This window comes from Bradyrhizobium sp. LA2.1 (assembly GCF_040547725.1).
Lineage (GTDB): Bacteria > Pseudomonadota > Alphaproteobacteria > Rhizobiales > Xanthobacteraceae > Bradyrhizobium > Bradyrhizobium barranii.
The window spans coordinates 23,818-46,228 of sequence record NZ_JBEPQI010000026.1 but is presented as its reverse complement, the minus strand read 5'-3'; the positions used below and the strand labels follow the sequence as shown (position 1 = coordinate 46,228).

Here is a 22,411-nt window from a genome sequence, read left to right as displayed (position 1 = left end):
CTCACCGGCTCGCGACGAGGGACTCGCGCGCGGCCGCGAAGTCGAGCACCGCGCCCCCGTTTGTCTTCGACCAGCCCTCGGCCGCCTGCTTGAGCAGGAACGCGCCCAGCTCGCCCTTGGACGACCGCACGAACCAGGCCTGGTTTGCGAACAGCTTGATGCCGCTCTCGCGATCCTGAGCGTAGACGACGCGGATGGTCTTGCCATCCTTCTCGAGGCCGGCGAGCGCCTTGAGCGCGTTCTCGGGCGAGGCATAGTGGCGTACATGAGCCTCGTCCTTGACCCAGATCTGTGCGACGCGGCTGAAGTCGCTGATCTCGGCGCCCGTTGCGGCGTCCTTGGCGCGAAGCGGAAGCTGTGCATAGTTCTTCAGTTCGGAGTCGTAATCGCGGCCCGCCTGCGCCGCCGCGATACGGATGAACTTGTCGGTGACGAACTGGTTGATATCGAGATCGCTGTCCGCGCGCTTGAGCAGCTTCAGCGTTTTGATCGAGGTTGCGACCGCCTGGCGGTACTCCGGCTTCCAGGTCACATCGCGGGTCTGAAGACCGAGCGGCCCGTGAAAGAGGTAGTCGACCTCCGCCTCGATGCCGGTCACCTTCGCGATCAGCTCGCTGTACTTCTCCGGCTCTTCAGCGATCAGGCGGTCCGCTTCCAGCGCTGCGCGCAGATAGGCGACGACGATCTCGGGATATTTCTCGGCATAATCGGCGTCGACCAGCCCGCCGTGGAATGTCGGGGCATTGGCCTGCGCGCCGTCAAAGATCTTGCGCGCGAAGCTGCGCCACGGGAACAGTTCGGCGAACGGAACGAAGTCGGCATGCGCCTCGATCTTGCCGGCCTGCAAGGCCGGCCCCGCCACCTCCGGCGCCTGCGTGATGATGTTGACGTCGGTCTCGGGATTCCAGCCCTTGGCCTCGATCGCGCGGAGCAGCATGCCGTGCGAGGTCGAGGCGAAGGGAACCGAGATGGTCTTGCCTTTGAGCTCATCGAGCGATTGCACCGGCGAGCTCGACGGCACCACGATGCCGTTGCCACTGCCCTTGGTGCTGCCCGACAGCACGCTGATGAAGAGGCTGCGGCGTCCGGCCTTCTGGAACGCCACGCCGTTGAGCGAGCCCGGAAAGTCAGCCATCGCGCCGAAATCGAGCTTGCCTGCGACCATCTCGTTGGTGAGCGGCGCGCCGCTCGTAAAATTCTTCCACTGGATGTCGTAGGTGACATCCTTGTACTTGCCATCATGGGGCAAAAATTTCTCAAGCAGCTTGAGCTCGCGAATGAGCAGTCCGCCGGTCGCGCAATTGATCGTCGTGTCCTGTGTCCCGACTGCCACACGGATCGTCTCCGCCTGGGCCGGCGCGAACATCGCAACAGTGATGGCCACAATGGCCACACTGAGTCTCAAAGAGCTGAATACGATCATCGAACTGTCCTCGGAAGGCCGGGCGCGTGCCGGCAACAACGCTGGCCGGCACTATCGAAGGCGCGGCGCAACGCTTGAAGCAATTACTTGCATCGCTGTCGCAGGACGTTCGCGTCATGATTCCGTCGCGCAACGACGCAAAGGATTTTCTCAGGACGGAGCCATGGACAGAGGAATCGTTTCGCTGCCGGTCGCCGCACACATCAAGCTTTGCTAAGTGATTTGGAACGATCGCAAAGAGATGGACATCGCACCACCGCCGCACTTACCTATTCGCAAGCCCCTGGAGAGCTGACGGATTGCGATGACCATACTCAAGGAAGCTGCCGCGACCGAGCCTGTCGCTTTCGCCGACCGGCCTCATGCAGGCGTTCCGTTCGACTGGACCGACCACAAGAAGACGCGGCGGGTCCGCAGCACGCGTGCAAGGCCCGCAAGCTCGGCGCTGTTCATGAGCGAGACGATCGACGGGCTGAATGCCGGCGCGCATTTCCTCGACCGTTTGTCCGCGTCCGAGCAGGCGCGCGTGCACGCGGCCGGCCGCATCATCTCGGTGCCGCAGGGCGAAATGGTATTCAGCCAGGGCGATGGCCACGACGGCATCTTCATCATCCGCCGCGGACAGGTGCGGGTCTATTACACCGCGCCGTCGGGACGCGAGATCACGCTCGCCTATTGGACGCCGGGACATTTCATCGGAGGCCCCGAGATATCCGGCGGTGGCATTCACATGTGGTCGGGCATCGCCATCGAGGCCTGCGAGATCACGACACTCTCCGGGCCGGCGCTCGAGAAGCTGTTGACCGGCATGCCGAGTTTCGCGCTGGCGCTGATCGACGGCCTCATCGCCAAGGGCAAATGCTACTCCTCGATGGCGCAGATCCTCGGCACGCGCTCGGTGATCGAGCGGCTGGCGCAGTTCCTGCTCACGCTGTCGGAGTTGCACGGCACGGCCGACGGCGACACCATCGTCATCAACCGCAAGATCACCCATGACCAGATCGCCGCCATGGTCGGCTCGACCCGGCAATGGGTGACGATGATGCTGAAGCGTTTCCAGAACCGCCGCATCATCGCCATCGACGGCAGCACCATCCAGATCAGGCGGATCGACCTGCTGGAGCAGATCCTTTTCAAGGACTGAGGTTCGCCTCTCCAGCGCTAGCGCTTTGGGCGTTGAAGCACCATCAGCGTCATGGCCGGGCTTGTCCCGGCCATCCACGTCTCACCCCTCGGCGCAAAGAACGTGGATGCCCGGGACAAGCCCGGGCATGACGACCTCTCGTAAACGTTCACAGACGATCGCCGGCCGCACGTGGGGAGAGGCGAAGATCACCGCGCCTCTTCAAACCCCGCCAGCACTGACGTCAAATTCGCGCCCAGAATATCCGAGAGATAGCCGCCCTCCTGCACGAACACGGTCGGCAGGCCCAGCTTCGCGATGGCCTGGCCGATGCGGCGGAAGCCCGGCGTGGTGACGGCGAGGCCCTTCAGTGGATCTTGCTCGGAGGCATCTAAGCCGAGTGCGATGACGAGGGCGCCGGGGGCAAAGGATTCGATCGCCCTGCGCGCGACGTCCATCGCCTGGATGTAGCCGTCGTCGCCGGTGCCGATGGCGAGGGGAATGTTGAGATTGGCGCCGAGGCCGGGTCCTTCGCCGCGCTCATGCGCGTAGCCCCACACATAAGGATAGTACGCGATGGGGTCCGCGTGGATCGACACCGTGTACACGTCAGGGCGTGCGTAGAAGATTCCTTGCGTACCGTTGCCGTGATGGACGTCGACGTCGAGGATCACGACGCGCTCATGCTTGAGCCGCAGATGCGCGGCTGCGATCGCGCTGTTGTTGAGGAAGCAGAAGCCGCCGGCCATGTCGCGGTAGGCGTGATGACCGGGCGGGCGGCAGAGCGCATAGGTCGCATCCTCGCCGTCCATCACCATCTGCGCTGCCGTGACCGCAACGTCGGTGGCGGCGCAGGCCGCGGCCCAGGTGCCGGGACCGATCGGCGCCGCGGTGTCGGCGGTGTGCCAGCCAAGCTTGCCGACGATATGAGTGGGATAGGTCGCGGCATGACGAACAGGATGGATGTTGCCGATCATCTCCGGGCCGGAATCGCCAAGCGCGGTCCAGGCGTCCCAGGCTTCGCTCAGGAACGACAGATATTCCGGGCTGTGAATCCGCGCACGCGGCCCCTGTCCGAATGTCGTCGGTTCGACCAGTTGATGCTTGCCGTCCTTCAACCCCTTGAGCAGGCGATCGGCGCGCTCGGGCTGCTCTGTGGTGCGCTTGACGACACCGCGAACCAGGAAGAATTGCGGATCGTGGCTGCGATGCAGTTCGGTATGGACGGCTTTCACTCAAAAACTCCGTGGTCGCGTTGACGGTGCCCACAGATGTCTAAATGCCTGCGGCGGCCAGATGCAAGCAAGAAGAATGCCGCCGCTTTGGTGCTGCTCTGCGCCGGAGGCAGACCGCCCGTGATGCTCTAGCAGCGCCCGCGCTGGAGGCAGTGCTCGCGGCCCTGCTGGTCGGTGCGGAAGGACTCGACGAAGCCGCCCTGACGCTGGGTGACGAAGACGGTCTTGCCGTCGCTGCCGCCGAAGGCGAGATTGGTCGGCTCCTTGCCCTTCAGCGCAATCTCGCGCTCGACCGCACCATTGGGCTTCATCAGCGCGATGGTGCCCTTGAGGATGCGCGCGACATAGAGACGGCCGGCGACGTCGGTGCGCAGGCCGTCGACGGTGTCGGGCTGAAAGGCTTTGACGAGTTTTGCGCCGGTGAGCTCGTTGCCGCTGACGGTGTAGGACCAGATTTTGCCGCTGCTGGATTCCCCGACATAGAGCGTCTTGCCGTCAGGGCTGAGATCGATGCCGTTGGTGGTGCCCATCGCGCGCGACGCCGACATCACCTGCCCCTGCACCGTGCCGTCCGCGGATTTGGCGATGCGCCAGATGTGGCCTTCCCTGCCCTTCCAGTTCGGATCGCTCGCATAGATCGTGCCGTCGCGCGCGATGGTGATGTCGTTGGGCTGGTTCATCTCGTCGGAATGAAACCAGACGACGGGCTCGCTCGCGCCCTTCGGGATCGCGAAGATGTTGTGCTTCTTGTAGTCGGCGATGAACATGGTGCCGTCACGCGCAAAGCGGATGGCGTTGCCGACGCTGCCCGCGGGCAGTGCCGTAAACTGCTCCGAAGCCGCGCCGCCCACCGGCAGCTTGCCGATGGTGCCGGGCTTGCCAAAGTTGACCACGAAGAGATTGCCGTCGAGATCGGCCGCCGGCCCTTCGATGCCGAAGGTGTATTCGCCCGACGGCGTCACCTGCACGCTTTCGAACAGCTTTGTTTCAGCATCGGCCGGCGATGCCGCGATGACGAGAAGGAGGCTACTGCACAGGCACCAGAAATTCCTGCCGAATGTAATAGCCATCGTCGTCGCTGCACTCGCCATTCAGATAGGGATCGGCAGGCCGGAAGAATCGGCTGAAGCCGGGTTTGTCTACAGCGCTCCTTTGTGTCACGACAACGACCTTGGCGGCCGGTATTTCGCCGCATTCCTTGTTGGTCTTGCCAAAGAACTTGCGCTGCGGCGGCCCGGACTTGATCCGCATCCGCGTGCCCGGAACCATTTTCGCAACCAGCAGGTCCGCGGTATCGAGCAGCCGCGTGTAGCCAGGCTCTGACTTGGGCAGGCTTTCGCCACCCGGCGGCATCAGCTTCTCGGCGCCGATACCGCGCAGCCGCGTGCGCAGCTTGCCGGAGTCGGGATCGCCCGGATAGATCCAGCCGTCCTGCGACAGCATGAAGCGCAGCACCGTCGCGTCCTTTTCCGCCTCCGATTGTCCTGCCTTCAGGCCGAAATCCGAATGGCAGCCGACGCAATGCTTCTCGACGAGGCCCTTGCGCAGCGTGGTGAGCCGGACACCGTTCTGCGCGTCCCTGGCGACGAAGGCCGCGAGCTGGTCGATCATCGCCTGGCTGCGCATGTCGCAAGGCAGCGGCGGCGGATCGCCAGCAGCGCGATCGATGCGGATTATCGTCTGGTTCTTGTCCTCGACCAGCCAGATTGCGCCGTCCTCTGCGACCGTCATGCCGACGGGCGCGCCCTGCGGCCGCGCGCCGTTGACGCGGTGCCAGCCTGCGATCAGTTCGTCGAACGGCGCGGCGGCGACGTTGCCGGCGTCGGTCTGAAAGCTGTGGGTCGGATCGGCCGCGCAACTGACGTGGTAGCGCACCGGCGCCGGGGCGGGCTTCGGGAAGCCATGGTCGTCGACGTCATAGACGAGGACGCGGCTGCCGGTCGGGCGATAGCCATGCAGGCCGACCAGCAGCTTGCCTTCCAGCTCCGGGAATTTCGCGCCGTGATAATAGAGCATCGCGAGCGGCGCGCCGTGCGGCGGCATCAGCGAGAACGGTGCCTTGTAGAGCGCATTGGCCGTGCAGAGCGACTTGTAGACCCCGGATTGCAGCACGAGCTTGAATTCGGGGCTCGGCGTCGACAGGTCGTAGCAATAGGGCCAGCCATAATGCCTGCCCTGCTCGATCGCGTTGATCTCCTCGTTCGGCTTGAAGATGTCGGGCAGATCGCGGCCGTTCTCGCCCTGCAGGAAGGCGTAACCGGGATCAGGAAAGTTCGGATGCAGCGCCAGCGCCATCGAGTTGCGCAGGCCGCGCGCATAGACGGTGTGCGGCGGGTCGGGATCGTTCGGCTTCAACGCCGGGAAGGCGCTGCCTACGGGCGGTGTGAACAGCCAGATCGAGGCCATCGCGGAGGCGCCTTCGGCCGCCGCGCATGGCCTTGTGATCGGCGCCGGCGTGATGCAGTCGTCGCTGTGCGAGCCGACATTGACGAACAGCCGCCCGTTCCTGTCAAAGACGAACTGCTTGAGCGGATGCGCGCTCTCGTCGAGCCTGGTGCCGTCAGGCAATGTGATCCGGCGGCCGGGCATGTGCCGGATGATGGTCTCGACCGTGCTGCGGGGATTGTCGGCGAGCGGATCGAACCGGAAGATCGTCTCCGCGGTCGAGGCATACAGCTTCTTGTCCGGGCCAATCACGAGGCCGAACGGATATTCGATGGCGGTCAGCAATTCCTTGAACCGCTGCCCCTGCGGCGCGTGCGGATCGAGCAGCAGCAACCGTCCATCGGTGTGGCCCCAGCCCCCCATGTCGGCGACCACGAACAGGTCACGGCCCGGCACCTGGATGATCGAGCGCGGAAATTTCAGGCGATCCTCTTCGCTGGCGACGAGACCGGCGCAGAATCCCGTCTTCATGTCGATCTGGATTCTGGGAAAGGCGAGGTCACCGCCGCCGCAGGTTTCCGTGCCGATCGCGTAGCCGCTTTTCCTCACCGGCTCGGAGGAGGCTCCCGGGGCAAGACCGAGCAGTGCTCCGGCGACGATCGCCGCAAACAGGCTTCGGCGTTCATGCCAGAATGTGAGCTGGTTCACGGCGATCCCCCGGACTTTCGGTCCAAAGTTGTTCCATGCCATGGGAACGCCGTCCAGTTGATCATCACCTCCCTGTGATCAAACCCGCTCGGGCGTTCGCAGCGACCAATCTCCGTAGATTCCCTTACCGGGCTCGCCCCGAATGTTTCGCGAAGGCCTCGGGTGGTATCGATTTGCCATCCCAGTCGCTCCCGACAGGAGACGCATATGGTCCAGGTCTATTTTCACTGCTCCAACACCGAAGGCACGCTGATCGATCGCAGCGGCACCGCGGTGGCCAGCCTGACCGAGGCGCGTGACCGTGCGGCCCAGATCATGCACTCGATGATCTACACCCCGGGTGCCGAAGACTGGCGCGACTGGGTGATCCATGTCAGCGGCTCCGACGGCGAGGAGATCTTCGACCTTCCCTTCACCGCCATGCTCGGCAAGCCGCATTGAGGTGATGCCGTGCTGTTCGCTTCATTAACCCTGCTCTGCCAGCCCCTCAACTTCGTCGCCACCAAGTGGCAGAAGCTGGTGCGGATCGCAGGCAACCCCTACCGCCCCGAGCTTCACTACATGCGCGGGCCTGGCCCGAAATGGCACGCCAAATATCAGGCCAGCCGGCTGGATCGCAGGCTCTGAGCGCAGTCCGCGGCTGCTCCCCTACTTCCCCGTAAACTTCGCCTTGCGCTTCTCGACGAAGGCGGTGCGGCCTTCGATGGCGTCGGCGCTCTTGCGGATCGTGGCCTGAACCTCGATCTCGCGGCGGAACTGCGCCTCGTAAGCCGCATGCTCGCTCTCCTCGACAAGCGCACGCGTTGCGACCAAAGCGCGCGTCGGGCCGTCCGCCAGACGGCGCGCCAGGGCCAGCGCCTCGTCCATCAGCTTCGCGTCGTCGACGACCTGCCGCACCAAGCCGATCTCCTGAGCACGTTCGGCCGTCAGGGGCTCGTTCAGCAACATCAGCTCGAGCGCGCGCTGCCGGCCGACCAGCCGCGGCAGCAGCCAGGTCGAACCGAGGTCAGGCACCAGGGCGATCCGGCTGAACACCTGGATGAAGCTCGCCGACCGCGCCGCAACAATCATGTCGCCGGCCATCGCAAGGCTGAAGCCGCCGCCGGCCGCGACGCCGTTGACGGCGACGACGACAGGCACGCGGCATTCGCGCAACGCCTTGAACGCGGGCCAGTAGAAGCGCATCACGCCGGCGGCGATGTCCTCGCCCAGCGCTTCCGATGCCTTCAAATTCTGTCCTGAGCAAAAACCGCGTCCCGCGCCGGTGAGGACCAGGGCGCGGACGTCCCCATCGCCAGTCATCTCGGCGACGGCGGCGGCGAGCGCGCCGAGCAGGTCCGGCGTCATCGCGTTCAGACTCGCCGGCTCGTCGAGGGTCAGAATTCCGACGGCGCCATCCCGCGCCTGTTTCACACCTGCCATGCCGCGTCTCCCTTTGGATTTTCTCGTTGGCGGCAATGTGCCATCCTTCGCGCGCCCCGCCAATGCTGCAGCTTCCGCGTCAGCGCAACGAAGCCAGAACAACCGAATCCAGAGATCAAGACGACATCATGCCTCATCAGTTCAGCCTCGCCCAAGCCGTCCGCAAACCCGCCGTCACATCCAAGGGCGGCATCGTCGCCTCGCAATCGCGACGGGCGGCCGAAGTGGGCGCGCAGGTGCTGGCGGCGGGCGGCGACTGCGTGGACGCGATCGTCGCGACCACCTTTGCGCTGAACGTGCTGGAGCCCTGGAACAGCGGCATCGGCGGCGGCGGCGCCATGGTGCTCTACCGCGCCAAGGAAAATCGCACCGAGGTGATCGACTACGGCATGTGCGCGCCACAGAGCCTGCGCACCACCGACTACCCGCTCAGCGGCGAAGGCGCGGCCTCCGATCTGTTTCCGTGGCCGCGGGTGAAGGACGATCGCAACATTCACGGCCCCGGCTCGGTCGCCGTCCCCGGCGTCGTCGCCGGCATGGAGGAGGCGCATCGCCGCTACGCCAAGATGCCGTGGAAGGATCTGGTCGCGCCGGCCGCCGCGCTCGCCGGCGAAGGCCTGCTGGTCGATTGGTGGACCACGCTGACGATCGCGGCATCGGCAGCCGATCTCAGGCGCTATCCCGCGAGCGCGGCCACCTTCCTGAGGGATGGCCTGCCGCCGAGCGCGCCGTGGGGTATCAAGTCCGAGACGCGGCTGCCGCTGGCTACGTTGAAGGCGACGTTGTCGCACCTCGCCGAGGCTGGCCCGCGCGATTTCTACCAGGGTGATCTCGCCAAAAGCATCGCATCCGACATCAAGGCCGACGGAGGCTCGCTGTCGGTGGAGGATCTCGCCGCGTTTCGCGCCCATCTGCGCGAGCCGCTGGCGATCCCCTATCGCGACGGCAAGGTGTATGCGACGCCGGAGCTCACGGCCGGACCGACAATGGCGCATGCGCTGCGGCTGTTGCAGCAGAGTCTGAAGCCGGGAAACGCACCCGACGCGACCACCTACAGCGAATATGCGGTGGCGCTGCAAGCAGCCTTCCGCGAGCGGCTCAAGGACATGGGCGATGCCGACGGCAAGCGCTCGCTCGGCGCCGAATATCTGGCGCCCGCCTGCACAACGCATTTCTCCGTGGTCGACCGCCACGGCAATATCGCAGCGGTCACGCAAACGCTGCTCTCGTCCTTCGGCTCGAAATACGTGACGCCGCACACCGGCATTGCCATGAACAACGGCATCATGTGGTTCGACCCGACGCCGGGCACCACCAACTCGCTCGCTCCCGGGAAGCGCTGCCTCTGCAACTACACGCCCGTCATCGCCGAAACGAAGGACGGCAAGCGTCTCGCGGTCGGCGCCTCCGGCGGCCGCCGCATCCTGCCGTCGGTGATGCAGCTCGTGTCCTTTGCGATGGATTTCGGCATGGACCTTGATACGGCCATACACCAGCCGCGGATCGATGCCAGCGAAGGCGCGGTCGTGATCGGCGATATCAGACTGCCGGCGGACGTGCGCAAGACACTTGCCGCACGCTTCGATTATGAAGAGACGCAAGTGCAGGCCCTGCCGCAGAAGTTCGCCTGCCCCAGCGTGGTGATGCGCCAGGGCGATACGAATTCCGGCGCGGTCGAGATCTTCCAGCCCTGGGCCGACGCTGTCGCCGAATCCTGAGCGTCACGACTCCTCCGCATTTGCACGCGACACCGCGATCGATGTTCGTTCGTCGAACGGACAGATGCGTGCCTAACAGGAGAGATTTCGGATGAAGAAACTTGCGCTCGCCGCAACACTGATCATCGCGGCCGGCTTCACCATGCCAAACGCCGCATTCGCCAGAGGCGGCCACGGACATGGTCATGGCCATGGTCACGGCCATCATGGCGGATATCATGGACACCGCCATGCCACTCCTCCCGGATGGCACCACGGGCGCAAGGTCGGCTGGCGCGGCAGGGGCTGCCCGCCCGGCCTGTGGAAACAGGGCCGCTGCTGACGCCCTATCTGCAAGTCATGCAAGGCGTCGCTCCTGACGGGGCGGCGCCTTCTTCTTCAAACGCCCAGCCGGTCCCGCACCCGGCCCGCGATCACGGCAGTCGTAACCCCCAAGGGCCAGAACGCATGCATCGGGATCGGCTTGATCCCCGTGACGGGCATGTCGATCTCGACCTTGGCACCGCCGATCAGCCGGCGCGCGAGCTGCGCGCCCATCGCGGTCGAGAGCGCGACGCCGCGGCCGTTGCAACCGAGCGAGATCAGGACGCTCTCCGTCGGCTCGTGCACATGGGGATAATGATCCTTGGTGATGGCGAGCCGGCTGTTCCAGCCATGCGTCCAGGCGGCGCCCTTGAGCTGCGGCCATAGCCGCTCAGCATAACGCATGAGATAGGCGACGTCGTTGGGCGATTTGATCCAGCGCATCGGGCCGCGGCCGCCCATCAAGAGGCGGTTGTGCTGATCGATGCGGTAATAGACCGTGATGTGGCCGCTCTCGTAGAGCACCGGCCGTGTCGGCATGATCGAACGGACGACCGCGTCGGACAGCGGCGCGGTGGCGGCGATCGAGGAGAACACCGGCACGATGGTGCGGCGGAGCGCCGGCCAGAGATCGTCGGTGAAGCCGTTGGTGGCGAGCAGGACCTTGTCGGCATGCACCACCGCGCGCGGCGTCTCAATGCGCCAGCGCGCGCCGTCGCGACGGAGTGACAGCGCCGGCGTTTCGCCATGGACCTTGGCGCCCGCGGAGATCGCGGCGCGCGCGAGGCCGCGGGCGTAGCTGAGGGGATGCAGATCGCCGCCGCGCGTGTCCAGCATGGCGCCGATGTAACGGTCGGTGCCGGTCATCTCGCGCAGCTGCTCGCGGTTCAGATATGTCACCGGCATGCCGCGGCGGATGCATTGCTGCGCCGTCTTCTCGATCGCGGCGGCGCTGGCCTCGTTGTAGGCCGCGCGCAGCGTGCCATTCTGCCGCGCTTCGCAAGGGATCTGGTAGCGGCGGATCAGGTCGTGCGTGAAATTGGTCGTGCCGTAGGAGAAGTCGATCATGCGGCGGCCGAGTTCGGCGCCGAAATCGGCCTCGATCTGATCGGGGTCGTGCTTCAGGCCGGGATTGGTGTGGCCACCATTGTTACCCGACGCGCCCCAGCCCGGCTCCTGCGCCTCGAGCACCAGAGCCTCGACACCTTGCTCCGCCAGATGCAAAGCCGTGGACAGGCCGGTGTAGCCGCCACCGACGATGGCAACGGAGACGGTCTTGTCGACATCGAGCGGCGGCGTGGCAACCGGCGCGACGGCGGTGTCGGCATAGAGCGAAGGCGGCAGAGGCAGGCGCGTAGTCATGATGAGAACCGATCAGAGCGGATGCAGCACCCGGCGCAGAAAGTCCTGCGTGCGCGGGTGCTGGGGTTGATTGAGGACGGCCTTCGCCGCGCCCTGCTCGACGATGACGCCGCCGTCGATGAACAGCACGCGGTCGGCGACGTCGCGGGCAAAGCCCATCTCGTGGGTGACGACGACCATGGTCATACCGTCATCGGCGAGCTTGCGCATCACGCCGAGCACGTCACCGACCAGCTCGGGATCGAGCGCCGAGGTCGGCTCGTCGAACAGGATCGCCTTTGGCTGCATCGCGAGTGCGCGGGCGATGGCGACGCGCTGCTGCTGGCCGCCGGAAAGCTGCGGCGGATGCGCATCGGCCTTTTCGGCGAGGCCCACCTGACCGAGCAGCGCGCGGCCGCGCTCGAGCACCTGCGCACGCGGCTCCTTCTTTACAAAGAGCGGGCCTTCGACGACGTTCTCCAGCACGGTACGATGCGGGAACAGGTTGAAGCGCTGGAACACCATCGAGACCTGGGTGCGGACCTTCACGATGGAGGGCGCATCGCGATCGACCTTCAGTCCCTCGACGTTGATCTCGCCGCGGTCGTAGCTTTCCAGCCCGTTGATACAGCGCAGGATCGTCGACTTGCCGGAGCCCGAGGGGCCAATGATGCAGACCACCTCGCCCTTCTGGACGGAGGCCGTGATGCCCTTGAGCACCTCGTTCTGGCCAAAGCTCTTGTGGACGTCGGTGAGCTCGATCATTTCTTGCCCGCCCGCTTCTCGAAGTGACGGACCAGCAGGATCAGCGGAATGCTCATGGTGAGGTACATCAGCGCCACAAGCGTGAACACGTTGGTGTTCTTGAAGGTGGATGACGCGATCAGCTTGCCTTGCAACGCTAGCTCGGCGACCGTGATGGTCGAGGCTTGCGACGAGTCCTTCAGCATCATGATCATGACGTTGCCGTAGGGCGGCAGCACGATGCGCACCGCCTGCGGCAGCACCACGCGGCGCATGGTGAGCCACCAACCCATGCCGATCGACTGCGCCGCCTCGATCTGGCCCTTGTCGATCGCCTCGATGCCCGCGCGGAAATTCTCTGCCTGGTAGGCCGAATAGGCGATGCCGAGCCCGAGGATCGCGGCCTGCAAGGCCGACAGCGTGACACCGAGATCCGGCATCACGAAATAGAGGTAGAACAACAGCACGATGATCGGGATGCCGCGGATCACGTTGATCAGGCTGGCGCTGAGCATCGACAGCACCTTGATGCCGGAGACCCGCATCATCGCCCAGATCAGGCCCAGCACGGTCGAGAGCAGCAGCGAGCCGATGGTGACGATGATCGTCAGCGCGACGCCGCTCATCAGGATCGGGAAGAACTCGACGGCGTCGTGCCAGAAACCTTTCATCGGACAGCCTTGCCAGCCTCTGTCAATCAACCCTGCGCCTTCTGACCCCACTTCTCGAGGATCTTGTCGATGGTGCCGTTGGCCTTCAGCTTCGCAAGCGAGGCGTTGATCTTGCCGAGCAGCGCGGCCTCGCCCTTGCGGACGCCGATGCCGACCGAGCCGACGGTGACGGGCTTGTAGCCGTCGACGAGACGCACCTCGGGGAAACCACCCTGCTTCAGATTGTAGGCGAGGATCGGATAGTCGGCGTAGCCGGCCTTGAGCCGACCGGTGTTCACGTCGCGCAGGATGTCCGGGATGGTGTCGTAGGCCTTGACGTCGGCGAACAGGCCGGACTTCTTCAGCGCATCGACGAAGGCGGTGCCGACCTGGGCGCCGACCGTCTCGCCCTTCAAATCATCCTGCGTGGTGTAGGCCTTGGTGTCGCTCTTCGGGACCACTAGGCCTTCGCCGTAGGTGTAGATCGGATCGGAGAAGTCGACGACCTCCTTGCGCGGCGCGGTGATGAACATCGCCGCCGCAATCATGTCGATCTTGCCCGATGTCAGCGACGGGATCAGCGCCGAGAACGCCATCGGCTCGATCTGCACGCTGAGGCCGGCGTCCTTGCCGATCTCGGTGACGAGATCGACCATGATGCCCTGGATGGTGTTGGTCTTGGTGTCGAGAAAGGTGAAGGGAATGCCTGTCGGCGTCGAGCCGACCTTCAGCACCTGCTGCGCCGAAGCCGGCATCACCGCTGCAATCGCGAGCGCCGCGACCGCGGCCAGACCAAAACGCTTCATCGCATCCCCCTTTGGGCTTGGCCGATGTCGGCGCTCGCGCATGTCGTGATCAGACGTTGCGGGCCAAGCCGTTTCGGCCTATTTTCACCAATATGAAAATTTGGTCACACTTTCGCGGGCGATGCAAGCGGTTTTCATGCACATGAAGGAAGCGGTTTGACGTGAGCGGTGGCAAAAGAATACGCAAACCGGCCGCCGCAAAGCCGGCGAAGGTGAAAGCCAAGGCTGCCACCAAGCCGGCCGAGCCCGCGATGGATGTCGCGGTCGGCCGCCGTATCCGCGATCTCAGGCGTGTCAGACAATTCTCGCTCGAGACCGTCGCGGCGCGCACCGACCTGTCGATCGGCTTCCTCAGCCAGATCGAGCGCGGCCTGTCGTCGCCATCGCTGCGCGTGCTGGCAACGCTCTCCGACGTGCTCGGCGTCGGCATGGCCGCTTTGTTCGGTGCGAGCCCAAGTCCAGACGGTGCCTCCGACCAGGTGGTGACGCGCGGGCTTCAGCGGCCGGAACTGAAACTCTGGCGCAGCGGAATTTCGAAGCAATTGCTGAGCGCTGCGGGCAGCGACAACCGGCTCAACCTGTTCCTGGTGCATATCGATCCCGGCGGCTCCGCGGGCGACGAACTCTATACCCATGACGGCGAAGAGGCCGGCCTGGTGCTCGAAGGCGAGATGATGCTGACGGTGGACAGCGAGACGTGGTCGCTGAAGACGGGCGACAGTTTTCGGTTCGCGAGCCGAAGGCCGCACCGGTTTTCCAATCCGGCCAATGATGCGAAGGCTGTGGTGCTGTGGGTGAATTGCGTGACGGGGGCGGGGTAAGCCCGTGCTCACCTTCCACCGCGCACGGCGAAAGTAAGAAAAGCCGCGACGTCTCCACATCGTCATTGCGAGCGAAGCGAAGCAATCCAGACTTTCTCCGCGGAGGCACTCTGGATTGCTTCGTCGCTTCGCTCCTCGCAATGACGGGCGGATGGAGTCTTAGCCGAACCGATACTTGTACCGGTCCACCGTCAGCGCACTCACATCGACCTCCGGCTTCTTGCCCGACAGCATGTCCGCGAGCACGCGGCCGGAGCCGCAGGACATGGTCCAGCCGAGCGTGCCATGGCCGGTGTTGAGGTGGAGGTTGCCGTACTGCGTCGGGCCGATCACGGGCGGGCCGTCCGGCGTCATCGGACGCAGGCCGCTCCAGAACGTCGCCTTGGAGAGATCGCCGCCGCGCGGGAACAGATCGGTCAGCGAATGATCGAGCGTGGCGCGGCGGGCGTCGTAGAGCTGGCTCGAATAGCCGGAGATCTCGGCGGTGCCGCCGACGCGGATGCGATTGCCGAGGCGGGTGATCGCGACCTTGTAGCTCTCGTCCATCACAGTCGATTCCGGCGCGCCGGAGGCGTCCTTGATCGGCACCGTGATCGAATAGCCCTTCACCGGATAGACCGGCAATGAGATGCCGAGCGGTGCAACGAGCCGGGACGACCAGCTTCCGAGCGCGAGAACGTAGGCATCGGCCTGCAACGTGCCCGCACTGGTCACGACACCACTGACGCGCGCGCCGTCCGTGACGATGCGATCGATGCCGGTATTGAACATGAAGCGCACACCGAGCGCTTCGGCATGCTTGGCCAGCGCCTGCGTGAACATGTGGCAGTCGCCGGTCTCGTCCTGCGGCAGGCGAAGCCCGCCGGCGAACTTCTCCTTCACGGCGGCGAGCGCCGGCTCGACCGCGATGCAACCCTCCCGGCTCAACACCTCGAAAGGAACGCCATACTGCTTGAGCACGGCGATGTCCTCACCGGTGCCATCGAGCTGCGCCTGGTAGCGGAACAGCTGCAGCGTGCCCTGCGAGCGCTCGTCATACTGGATGCCGATGTCGCGGCGCAGGTCGCGCAGGCAATCGCGGCTGTATTCCGCGATCGGGATCATCCGGCTCTTGTTGACCGCGTAACGCGCGCTGGTGCAGTTGCGCAGCATCTTGGAGAGCCAGACCCACATCACGGGGTCGAGCTTCGGCCGGATCACCAGCGGGCCGTGCTTCATCAGCAGCCATTTGATCGCCTTCACCGGCACCCCGGGGCCGGCCCAGGGCGACGAATAGCCAGGCGACACCTCGCCCGCGTTGGCGAACGAGGTCTCCAGCGCCGGCTCGGGCTGACGGTCGACGACCGTCACCTCATGACCGGCACGCGCAAGGTAGTAGGCAGAGGTGACACCGATGACACCGCTGCCGAGGATCAGAACTTTCACGCTTCGTCAAACTCCCGCGGCATCACGCTCGCCGCTGCAAGAACAAACTCCGCAACGGCGAGAGCAATTATCAGGCCACCCGCTTGATGGCGTCGCCGAGGATCGAGACCATATCGTCGATATGGCTCTTCTCGACGATGAGCGGGGGCGACAGCGCGAAGGAGTCGCCGCTCATGCGGAAGTACAGACCGCGATTGAAGCAATCGACCATGACGTCGTAACCACGCGCGCCGACCGCACCGTCACGCGACGACAGCTCGACAGCGCCCATCAGGCCGCAATTGCGGATGTCGACGACGTTCGGCAGGCCCTTCAGCGAATGCAGCGCATCGCCCCAGTACCCGGCGATCGACGCACCGCGCGTCAACAGGCCCTCGTCCTTGTAGATGTCGAGCGTCGCGATGCCGGCGGCGCAGGCCGTCGGATGCGCCGAATAGGTGTAGCCGTGGAACAGCTCCATCTGGTTCTCCGGGCCGACCATCAGGCCGTCGTGAACCTTGCGGCTTGCGAACACCGCGCCGCAGGGAATGGTGCCGTTGGTGATGCCCTTGGCCGTCGTCATCAGGTCCGGCGTGACGCCGAAGAAGTCGGCGGCGAACGGCGTGCCGAGGCGGCCGAAGCCGGTGATGACCTCGTCGAAGATGAGGAGGATGCCGTGCTTGTCGCAGATCTCGCGCAGACGCTTGAGATAGCCCTTCGGCGGCGGCAGCACCGCGGTCGAGCCCGGCACCGGCTCGACGATAACGGCCGCGATCGTCTCGGCGCCGTGCAGGCCGACCAGACGCTCGAGATCGTCGGCGAGCTCGGCGCCATGCTCAGGCTGGTCCTTGGCGAAGGCGTTGCGGGTGAGATCGTGGGTGTGGCGGATGTGGTCGACGCCCGGAAGATGGGTGGCGAAGGCGCGGCGATTGGCGACCATGCCGCCGACCGACATGCCGCCGAAGCCGACGCCGTGATAGCCGCGCTCGCGGCCGATCAAACGGGTGCGGCTCGCCTGGCCGTTGGCGCGGTGATAGGCGAGCGCGATCTTCAGCGCGGTGTCGACCGACTCGGAGCCGGAGTTGGTGAAGAAGATGCGGTCGAGGCCCTTCGGCGCGATCTCGGCGAGACGCTCGGCGAAGTCGAATGCCAGCGGATGGCCCATCTGGAACGACGGCGCGAAGTCCAGCGTCATCAGCTGGCGCTCGACCGCGGCGGCGATCTGCTTGCGGCCGTGACCGGCATTGACGCACCAGAGGCCGGCGGAGCCGTCGATCACCTTGCGGCCGTCGACGGTGGCGTAGTGCATGCCCTCGGCCGAGGAGAACAGGCGCGGCGCCTTCTTGAACTGACGGTTGGCCGTGAACGGCATCCAGAACGAGTCGGTCTTGATAGTGTTCGGAATCTGATGAAGGGTCACGGGCCACGCTCCTTTGCTGACCGGATAGCAGAGGCACGGCTTCGGAAGCGCAACAAGTCCTTTTCTGGTCACCTGCAAGCCATTGATTTCACTGGGGCTGCCGGTCCATATTTGCGCGATCCGCAACACCTGCAACAGGGACCAGGGGCATGAGCGTCGACATCGGTGGACGGCTGCGATTCATCCGGGCGCACCACAAGCTGTCGCAGCGCGAGCTCGCCAAGCGCGCCGGGGTCACCAATTCGACGATCTCGCTGATCGAATCCAACCAGATGAACCCGTCGGTCGGCGCGCTCAAGCGCATCCTCGACGGCATCCCGATGGGGCTCGCCGAGTTCTTCGCGCTGGAGCCGGAGTCGCGGCGCAAGATCTTCTACCGCGCCGAGGAGCTGACCGAGGTCGGCAAGAAGCCGATCTCGTATCGCCAGATCGGCGACAATCTGTTCGGCCGCAGCCTGCAGATCCTGAAGGAGCGCTACGAGCCCGGCAGCGACACCGGGCGCGTTCACCTCGTCCATGACGGCGAGGAAGGCGGCATCGTGATCTCGGGCAAGCTCGAAGTCACCGTCGAGGACGAGCGCCGCATCCTCAATCCCGGCGATGCCTACTACTTCGAGAGCCGTCGCCCGCATCGCTTCCGCTGCGTCGGCGGCAAGCCGTGCGAAGTGATCTCGGCCTGCACGCCGCCGACGTTTTGAGGCGCATCGACATTATCCGGAATCTTACGGAGTGCCCCGGTGTCTTACGGAGCTTGAGGCATCTCAAATTCCGCGCGTCGATCCTCTATATGTTGCGAACCCAAGCCGAGGAAACATTCCGGCGCCGCTTCATAACTGGGCTCGAAGATGAAGATCACGCTCGCCAATGCAGAGGCTGCGCTCGATGAAGTGCAGCGCGACACCGACAAGCTCCATTCGCAGGAGCTGCGTAAGGCTATTGCCGACTACATCGAGACGCAGCGAGAAGCGCTGAAGGCGCTCCGCAAGAAACTGCATTAGCAGGACGCGGCGGAACGAGAAGATCTCGTCCCGCCTTTTTGCCTCAACGCTGGGTCAGCAACTCCTCGATCTTGATCGGGAAACGACGCACCCGCACGCCGGTCGCATGCCACACCGCGTTGGCGACCGCGCCGGCGCTGCCGGTAATGCCGATCTCCCCGACGCCCTTGATGCCGAGCGCATTCACATGCGGATCGTGCTCCTCGACCGTGATCACGTCGAGCGGCGGCACGTCCGCATTCACGGGGATGTGGTACTCGCCGAGATTGGCATTCATGATCCGGCCGCTGCGGCGGTCGGTGATGGCTTCCTCATGCAGCGCGAAGGACATGCCCCAGATCATGCCGCCGAACAGCTGGCTCTTCACCAGGTGCGGATTGACGATGCGCCCAGCCGCGAAAGCGCCGACCATGCGGGTGACACGGACCTGGCCGAGTTCGGGATCGACCTTCACCTCCGCGAACACCGCGCCATGGGCGTGCATCGCATACTCCTCCATCGCCGCAGGATTTGGCGCACCGGTGCCGCGGGCCTCGATCTCGGCAACGCCCGCACGGGCGAGGATCTCGACGTAGCTCTCGCCGCGGCTCTCGTCGTCGCGCCGGATCAGCCTGCCGTCGCGCGCGATCACGCCGGCATTGCCGGCACCGAACAGCGGCGAGCGCTCGTCACTGGTGGCGAGATCGGCGAGCTTTGCGACCACGGCCGCACCGGCGCTATGGATCGCAGCACCCGCGGTCGCGGTGTGCGCCGAACCACCGGCAATGCCGGCGTCGGGCAAGTCGGATGAACCAGCCTTGAACTCGACACGGTCGATGTCGAGCCCGAGTTCGTCGGCCGCGATCTGGGCGAGTGCCGTCCAGGCGCCCTGCCCCATGTCATGCGCGCCGATTTCCATCGCGCCGGAGCCGTCGCGGCGGATGACCGCGCGCGCTTCGGCCTGGAACATCAGCGCTGGGAAAGTCGCCGTGCCCATGCCCCAGCCGACGAGAAGGCCGGCATCATCACGCATCTGCCGGGGCTGGAGCGAACGCTTCGACCAGCCGAAGCGCGCCGCGCCCTGCTCGTAGCAAGCACGCAGCGCCTTGGACGAAAACGGCTTGCCAGTGATCGGCTCGACCTCGGCGTAGTTCTTCAGGCGGAAAGCCAGCGGATCGATGCCGCACGCCCAGGCCATTTCGTCGATCGCGCTTTCGAGCGCGATCGAGCCGGTGGCCTCGCCGGGCGCACGCATGAACAGCGGTGTACCGGTGTTGACGCGCACGGCGTCATGCGAGGTGCGGATTGATGGGCTGGCATAGAGTGTATGCGAGGCGTCCGCCGCGGGCTCGTAGAAATCGTCGAACGTGCTCGACACGGTCCGGGCGTGATGATCGAGCGCAGTCAGGCGCCCTTCGCCGTCCGTGCCAATGCGCAGCCGCTGACGCGTCGGTGCACGGTGACCGACCGGGCCGTACATCTGCTCACGGCGCAGTACCAGCTTGACCGGCTTGCCGACCAGCTTTGCGGCCATGATGCCGAGGACCGGCGGACCGGCCATCAGCCCCTTCGAGCCAAAGCCACCGCCGAGGAACGGGCTGCGGATGTGGATCTTGTCATGCGCGATGCCGAACAACTCTGCCACGCGCGCAAGCGACAGCATCAGACCCTGGGTCGGCATGTCGATCTGCAAATTGTCGCCATTCCATGCGGCCACTATCGCATGCGGCTCCATCGCGTTGTGATATTGCGGCGGCGTTTCGTAAAGCGCGTCGATCTGCTTCTCGGCCGCGGCAAGGCCGGCCTCGACATCGCCGAGGTGATTTTCGGTGGGGTTGCCGACGCCGACGACCGGCGGCACGTAACTCTCGCCGGCATCGAGACCGACCAGCGCAGGCAGCGTCTCGTAGCGCGGCGCCAGCAGCACCGCGCCTTCAGTCGCGGCCTCCAGCGTCTCGGCGATCACGACGGCGATGGGCTGGTTGGCGTAGCGGACCTCATTGCTCTGCAAGACCTCCATCCGGAACACGAACGGATTGGTTTTGATTTCAGGGTCGATCGCAAGCTGTGGCTTGTGGTCTGGTGTCATGACGTCGACGACGCCGGGATGGCGTTTTGCGGCGGCGACATCGAGCGAGGTGACGCGGCCATGCGCGATGCTGGCGACCGCCATCACGGCAAACAGCATGCCGGGCGGATGATTGTCGGCGGCGTAGGTCGCCTGCCCCTTGACCTTGAGGACGCCGTCGCGGCGGGTCAGCGGCTGACCGATGTTCGAGCCGTGGCGCAGATGGGCGGGAGAGCTGGACAGATTAAGCTCAGGCATGGATGGCTCCGGACGTCGAGGCAAAGGGAGAGGCCGGCAGCGCGGGGATGCGCGCGGGCGTACCGGCGGCGGCAAGGGTCAGCGCGCGCACGACGATGCGGCGTGCGAGCTTGATCTTGAAGGCGTTGTCGCCGGACGGCTTTGCGTCGGTAAGCGCGCGCCAGGCGGCTTCCTGAAAAGCGTCGCTCGTCGGCGCGACGCCCTTGAGCACATCTTCCGCGGCGCGGGCACGCCAGGGCTTTGCGGCGACGCCGCCGAGCGCCAGCCGCGCCTCCGCGATCTTGCCGTTCTCGATCCGCAACGCAGCCGCGGTCGAGACCACGGCGAACGCGTAAGACGTGCGCTCGCGAACTTTCAGATAGCGCGCATGTGCGGCAAAGCTGCGTGCGGCAGGCGGCAGGCGCACCGCGACGATGAGGTCGCCGGGTTCGAGCGCCGTTTCACGCTCGGGCGTATTGCCCGGCAGGCGATGTAGCGCGTCGAGCGCGATCTCGCGGCGGCCGTTCCTGCCCTCGATCTCGACGACGGCATCGAGCGCGACCAGAGGTACACAGAAGTCCGACGGATGCGTGGCGATACAGCTCTCGCTCCAGCCGAGCACGGCATGCGTGCGGTTCTCGCCCTCGCGCGCGTCGCAGCCAGAGCCCGCCTCGCGCTTGTTGCAGCGGCTGGCGGTGTCGTAGAAATAGGCGCAGCGCGTCCGCTGCAGCAGATTGCCGCCGACGGTCGCGGCATTGCGCAGTTGCGCGGACGCACCGGAGAGCAGCGCCTCAGCAACGGCCGGGTAGGACTTCGCGAAGTTTGCGTCATGCGCGAGATCGGCGTTGCTCACCAGCGCGCCGATGCGCAACGATCCGTCGGCGAGAGTCTCGATCTGATCGAGTCCGTCGAGATGCGTGACATCGACCAGCCGATCCGGTCGGCTGACGCCGCCCTTCATCAGATCGAGCAGATTGGTGCCGGCGGCGAGATAGGCAGTGCCCGGCTTAGCGGCCGCCGCAACGGCCTCGGCCACTGTGGCCGGCCTGATATAATCGAACGGTTTCATGCGGAGCGCCTCTGATTGGATTCGTCCGTGCCGGCCTGGGCTTCCAGCACGGCATCGACGATGCCGGCATAAGCGCCGCAGCGGCAGAGATTGCCGCTCATGCATTCGCGGATGCGCTCGGGATCGTTGCCGGCCTGCGCCTCTTGCATCATGCCGATCGCGCTCATGATCTGGCCGGGCGTGCAGAAGCCGCACTGAAAGCCGTCATGTGCGATGAAGGCCGCCTGCACGGGATGAAGCTGGTCGCCGCGCGCGACGCCTTCGATGGTGAGGATGTCGGCGCCGTCATGGCTGATGGCCAGAGCAAGACAGGAGTTGATGCGCTTGCCGTCGACGAGAATGGTGCAGGCGCCGCACTGGCCGCGATCGCATCCCTTCTTGGTTCCGGTCAGATGGAGGCGCTCACGCAGGAGATCGAGCAGCGTGACGCGCGGATCGTCGAGGACGAAGTCGCGCCGCGCACCGTTCACGGTGAGGCTGATGGAGTGGTTCATACAAGGCTCCGATCAGATATGGACATGAGTCATCGGCCAGCGCGCCACCTCCGTGGCCGCCGT

General features: G+C 65.3%; 23 protein-coding genes. 9 read left to right on the top strand and 14 right to left on the bottom strand.

Annotation, left to right across the window (positions count from 1 at the left end; all coding sequences use genetic code 11):
• Nucleotide 1 precedes the first annotated feature (1 nt).
• Complete coding sequence (locus ABIB95_RS36845; RefSeq protein WP_354247237.1) at nucleotides 2-1,366, bottom strand: ABC transporter substrate-binding protein; 1,365 nt, start codon at nucleotides 1,364-1,366, stop codon at nucleotides 2-4.
• A 19-nt stretch (nucleotides 1,367-1,385) separates the two neighbouring features.
• On the opposite strand from ABIB95_RS36845, the gene ABIB95_RS36840 reads away from it, so the two are divergent.
• Both ABIB95_RS36840 and ABIB95_RS36835 read left to right on the top strand, forming a co-directional pair.
• Nucleotides 1,386-1,640, top strand: coding sequence for a hypothetical protein (locus tag ABIB95_RS36840; RefSeq protein WP_354247031.1), 255 nt, complete (start codon nucleotides 1,386-1,388; stop codon nucleotides 1,638-1,640).
• A gap of 87 nt (nucleotides 1,641-1,727) precedes the next feature.
• Nucleotides 1,728-2,567, top strand: coding sequence for a Crp/Fnr family transcriptional regulator (locus tag ABIB95_RS36835; RefSeq protein WP_502917916.1), 840 nt, complete (start codon nucleotides 1,728-1,730; stop codon nucleotides 2,565-2,567).
• Nucleotides 2,568-2,755: 188 nt separating this feature from the next.
• On the opposite strand, the gene ABIB95_RS36830 is transcribed toward ABIB95_RS36835, so the two are convergent.
• From ABIB95_RS36830 to ABIB95_RS36820, 3 genes are all read right to left on the bottom strand, one after another.
• On the bottom strand, nucleotides 2,756-3,781 hold the full coding sequence (locus ABIB95_RS36830) for a histone deacetylase family protein (protein WP_354247028.1): 1,026 nt from the start codon (nucleotides 3,779-3,781) through the stop codon (nucleotides 2,756-2,758).
• A gap of 128 nt (nucleotides 3,782-3,909) precedes the next feature.
• Nucleotides 3,910-4,851 (bottom strand): SMP-30/gluconolactonase/LRE family protein, encoded by a 942-nt coding sequence (locus ABIB95_RS36825; RefSeq protein ID WP_354247026.1) that lies wholly within the window; start codon nucleotides 4,849-4,851, stop codon nucleotides 3,910-3,912.
• Complete coding sequence (locus ABIB95_RS36820; RefSeq protein ID WP_354247023.1) at nucleotides 4,808-6,874, bottom strand: PQQ-dependent sugar dehydrogenase; 2,067 nt, start codon at nucleotides 6,872-6,874, stop codon at nucleotides 4,808-4,810. Before ABIB95_RS36820 ends, ABIB95_RS36825 begins: the two co-directional genes overlap by 44 nt.
• A gap of 207 nt (nucleotides 6,875-7,081) precedes the next feature.
• Here ABIB95_RS36820 and ABIB95_RS36815 point away from each other — a divergent pair, with 207 nt between their 5' ends.
• Nucleotides 7,082-7,315, top strand: a complete 234-nt coding sequence (locus ABIB95_RS36815) for a DUF6894 family protein (RefSeq protein WP_014497658.1) — start codon at nucleotides 7,082-7,084, stop codon at nucleotides 7,313-7,315.
• 9 nt (nucleotides 7,316-7,324) lie between these two features.
• Nucleotides 7,325-7,501 carry a hypothetical protein gene (locus ABIB95_RS36810; protein ID WP_014497659.1) on the top strand — a complete coding sequence of 59 codons (177 nt, stop codon included), beginning with the start codon at nucleotides 7,325-7,327 and terminating at the stop codon, nucleotides 7,499-7,501.
• 21 nt (nucleotides 7,502-7,522) lie between these two features.
• Here ABIB95_RS36810 and ABIB95_RS36805 read toward each other — a convergent pair whose 3' ends face one another.
• Nucleotides 7,523-8,296 (bottom strand): enoyl-CoA hydratase-related protein, encoded by a 774-nt coding sequence (locus tag ABIB95_RS36805; RefSeq protein ID WP_354247019.1) that lies wholly within the window; start codon nucleotides 8,294-8,296, stop codon nucleotides 7,523-7,525.
• Between the two features lie 128 nt (nucleotides 8,297-8,424).
• On the opposite strand from ABIB95_RS36805, the gene ABIB95_RS36800 reads away from it, so the two are divergent.
• Together ABIB95_RS36800 and ABIB95_RS36795 are read left to right on the top strand one after the other, a co-directional pair.
• Complete coding sequence (locus tag ABIB95_RS36800) at nucleotides 8,425-10,014, top strand: gamma-glutamyltransferase family protein (RefSeq protein WP_354247017.1); 1,590 nt, start codon at nucleotides 8,425-8,427, stop codon at nucleotides 10,012-10,014.
• 91 nt (nucleotides 10,015-10,105) lie between these two features.
• Nucleotides 10,106-10,336 carry a hypothetical protein gene (locus ABIB95_RS36795; protein WP_041955033.1) on the top strand — a complete coding sequence of 77 codons (231 nt, stop codon included), beginning with the start codon at nucleotides 10,106-10,108 and terminating at the stop codon, nucleotides 10,334-10,336.
• Nucleotides 10,337-10,392: 56 nt separating this feature from the next.
• Here the strand turns inward: ABIB95_RS36795 and ABIB95_RS36790 are convergent, their stop codons facing one another.
• The 4 genes from ABIB95_RS36790 to ABIB95_RS36775 are packed head-to-tail and all read right to left on the bottom strand — an operon-like array spanning nucleotide 10,393 to nucleotide 13,858.
• Nucleotides 10,393-11,679 carry an NAD(P)/FAD-dependent oxidoreductase gene (locus tag ABIB95_RS36790; protein ID WP_354247014.1) on the bottom strand — a complete coding sequence of 429 codons (1,287 nt, stop codon included), beginning with the start codon at nucleotides 11,677-11,679 and terminating at the stop codon, nucleotides 10,393-10,395.
• A gap of 12 nt (nucleotides 11,680-11,691) precedes the next feature.
• Complete coding sequence (locus ABIB95_RS36785) at nucleotides 11,692-12,423, bottom strand: amino acid ABC transporter ATP-binding protein (protein ID WP_028149547.1); 732 nt, start codon at nucleotides 12,421-12,423, stop codon at nucleotides 11,692-11,694.
• Entirely contained in the window at nucleotides 12,420-13,073 is a 654-nt protein-coding gene (locus tag ABIB95_RS36780; RefSeq protein ID WP_354247010.1) for an amino acid ABC transporter permease, read from the bottom strand. The genes ABIB95_RS36785 and ABIB95_RS36780 overlap by 4 nt, the downstream gene beginning before the upstream one ends.
• Nucleotides 13,074-13,099: 26 nt before the next feature.
• Nucleotides 13,100-13,858, bottom strand: a complete 759-nt coding sequence (locus tag ABIB95_RS36775) for an ABC transporter substrate-binding protein (RefSeq protein ID WP_166349738.1) — start codon at nucleotides 13,856-13,858, stop codon at nucleotides 13,100-13,102.
• Between the two features lie 161 nt (nucleotides 13,859-14,019).
• On the opposite strand from ABIB95_RS36775, the gene ABIB95_RS36770 reads away from it, so the two are divergent.
• Nucleotides 14,020-14,679, top strand: coding sequence for a helix-turn-helix domain-containing protein (locus tag ABIB95_RS36770; protein ID WP_354247006.1), 660 nt, complete (start codon nucleotides 14,020-14,022; stop codon nucleotides 14,677-14,679).
• Nucleotides 14,680-14,838: 159 nt separating this feature from the next.
• Here ABIB95_RS36770 and ABIB95_RS36765 read toward each other — a convergent pair whose 3' ends face one another.
• Together ABIB95_RS36765 and aptA are read right to left on the bottom strand one after the other, a co-directional pair.
• Nucleotides 14,839-16,104: a D-amino acid dehydrogenase gene (locus ABIB95_RS36765; protein ID WP_247311648.1), complete on the bottom strand. Its 1,266-nt coding sequence runs from the start codon at nucleotides 16,102-16,104 to the stop codon at nucleotides 14,839-14,841.
• 70 nt (nucleotides 16,105-16,174) lie between these two features.
• A complete protein-coding gene (aptA, locus tag ABIB95_RS36760) occupies nucleotides 16,175-17,503 on the bottom strand; it encodes an omega-aminotransferase AptA (protein WP_354247001.1) in 1,329 nt (442 codons plus the stop codon).
• Nucleotides 17,504-17,652: 149 nt separating this feature from the next.
• Between aptA and ABIB95_RS36755 the strand changes: the two genes are divergently transcribed.
• Both ABIB95_RS36755 and ABIB95_RS36750 read left to right on the top strand, forming a co-directional pair.
• A complete protein-coding gene (locus tag ABIB95_RS36755) occupies nucleotides 17,653-18,201 on the top strand; it encodes a cupin domain-containing protein (RefSeq protein ID WP_014497670.1) in 549 nt (182 codons plus the stop codon).
• Nucleotides 18,202-18,348: 147 nt separating this feature from the next.
• Nucleotides 18,349-18,501: a hypothetical protein gene (locus tag ABIB95_RS36750; RefSeq protein ID WP_166082130.1), complete on the top strand. Its 153-nt coding sequence runs from the start codon at nucleotides 18,349-18,351 to the stop codon at nucleotides 18,499-18,501.
• 43 nt (nucleotides 18,502-18,544) lie between these two features.
• Here ABIB95_RS36750 and ABIB95_RS36745 read toward each other — a convergent pair whose 3' ends face one another.
• Genes ABIB95_RS36745 through ABIB95_RS36735 form a run of 3 tightly spaced genes read right to left on the bottom strand, consistent with a single transcriptional unit; the run spans nucleotide 18,545 to nucleotide 22,348 of the window.
• Nucleotides 18,545-20,806 (bottom strand): xanthine dehydrogenase family protein molybdopterin-binding subunit, encoded by a 2,262-nt coding sequence (locus ABIB95_RS36745; protein ID WP_354246998.1) that lies wholly within the window; start codon nucleotides 20,804-20,806, stop codon nucleotides 18,545-18,547.
• Complete coding sequence (locus tag ABIB95_RS36740; RefSeq protein WP_354246996.1) at nucleotides 20,799-21,854, bottom strand: FAD binding domain-containing protein; 1,056 nt, start codon at nucleotides 21,852-21,854, stop codon at nucleotides 20,799-20,801. Before ABIB95_RS36740 ends, ABIB95_RS36745 begins: the two co-directional genes overlap by 8 nt.
• On the bottom strand, nucleotides 21,851-22,348 hold the full coding sequence (locus tag ABIB95_RS36735; RefSeq protein ID WP_041955025.1) for a (2Fe-2S)-binding protein: 498 nt from the start codon (nucleotides 22,346-22,348) through the stop codon (nucleotides 21,851-21,853). The genes ABIB95_RS36740 and ABIB95_RS36735 overlap by 4 nt, the downstream gene beginning before the upstream one ends.
• Between the last annotated feature and the right edge of the window lie 63 nt (nucleotides 22,349-22,411).

Coding starts and splice junctions, on each gene's coding strand:
- ABIB95_RS36780 (WP_354247010.1), bottom strand. CDS start 13,073: ATGAAAGGTTTCTGGCACGACGCCGTCGAGTTCTTCCCGATCCTGATG.
- ABIB95_RS36815 (WP_014497658.1), top strand. CDS start 7,082: ATGGTCCAGGTCTATTTTCACTGCTCCAACACCGAAGGCACGCTGATC.
- ABIB95_RS36750 (WP_166082130.1), top strand. CDS start 18,349: ATGAAGATCACGCTCGCCAATGCAGAGGCTGCGCTCGATGAAGTGCAG.
- ABIB95_RS36775 (WP_166349738.1), bottom strand. CDS start 13,858: ATGAAGCGTTTTGGTCTGGCCGCGGTCGCGGCGCTCGCGATTGCAGCG.
- ABIB95_RS36845 (WP_354247237.1), bottom strand. CDS start 1,366: ATGTTCGCGCCGGCCCAGGCGGAGACGATCCGTGTGGCAGTCGGGACA.
- ABIB95_RS36755 (WP_014497670.1), top strand. CDS start 17,653: ATGAGCGTCGACATCGGTGGACGGCTGCGATTCATCCGGGCGCACCAC.
- ABIB95_RS36745 (WP_354246998.1), bottom strand. CDS start 20,806: ATGCCTGAGCTTAATCTGTCCAGCTCTCCCGCCCATCTGCGCCACGGC.
- ABIB95_RS36840 (WP_354247031.1), top strand. CDS start 1,386: ATGGCCACACTGAGTCTCAAAGAGCTGAATACGATCATCGAACTGTCC.
- ABIB95_RS36785 (WP_028149547.1), bottom strand. CDS start 12,423: ATGATCGAGCTCACCGACGTCCACAAGAGCTTTGGCCAGAACGAGGTG.
- ABIB95_RS36825 (WP_354247026.1), bottom strand. CDS start 4,851: ATGGCTATTACATTCGGCAGGAATTTCTGGTGCCTGTGCAGTAGCCTC.
- ABIB95_RS36740 (WP_354246996.1), bottom strand. CDS start 21,854: ATGAAACCGTTCGATTATATCAGGCCGGCCACAGTGGCCGAGGCCGTT.
- ABIB95_RS36795 (WP_041955033.1), top strand. CDS start 10,106: ATGAAGAAACTTGCGCTCGCCGCAACACTGATCATCGCGGCCGGCTTC.
- ABIB95_RS36835 (WP_502917916.1), top strand. CDS start 1,728: ATGACCATACTCAAGGAAGCTGCCGCGACCGAGCCTGTCGCTTTCGCC.
- ABIB95_RS36800 (WP_354247017.1), top strand. CDS start 8,425: ATGCCTCATCAGTTCAGCCTCGCCCAAGCCGTCCGCAAACCCGCCGTC.
- ABIB95_RS36735 (WP_041955025.1), bottom strand. CDS start 22,348: ATGAACCACTCCATCAGCCTCACCGTGAACGGTGCGCGGCGCGACTTC.
- ABIB95_RS36805 (WP_354247019.1), bottom strand. CDS start 8,296: ATGGCAGGTGTGAAACAGGCGCGGGATGGCGCCGTCGGAATTCTGACC.
- ABIB95_RS36790 (WP_354247014.1), bottom strand. CDS start 11,679: ATGACTACGCGCCTGCCTCTGCCGCCTTCGCTCTATGCCGACACCGCC.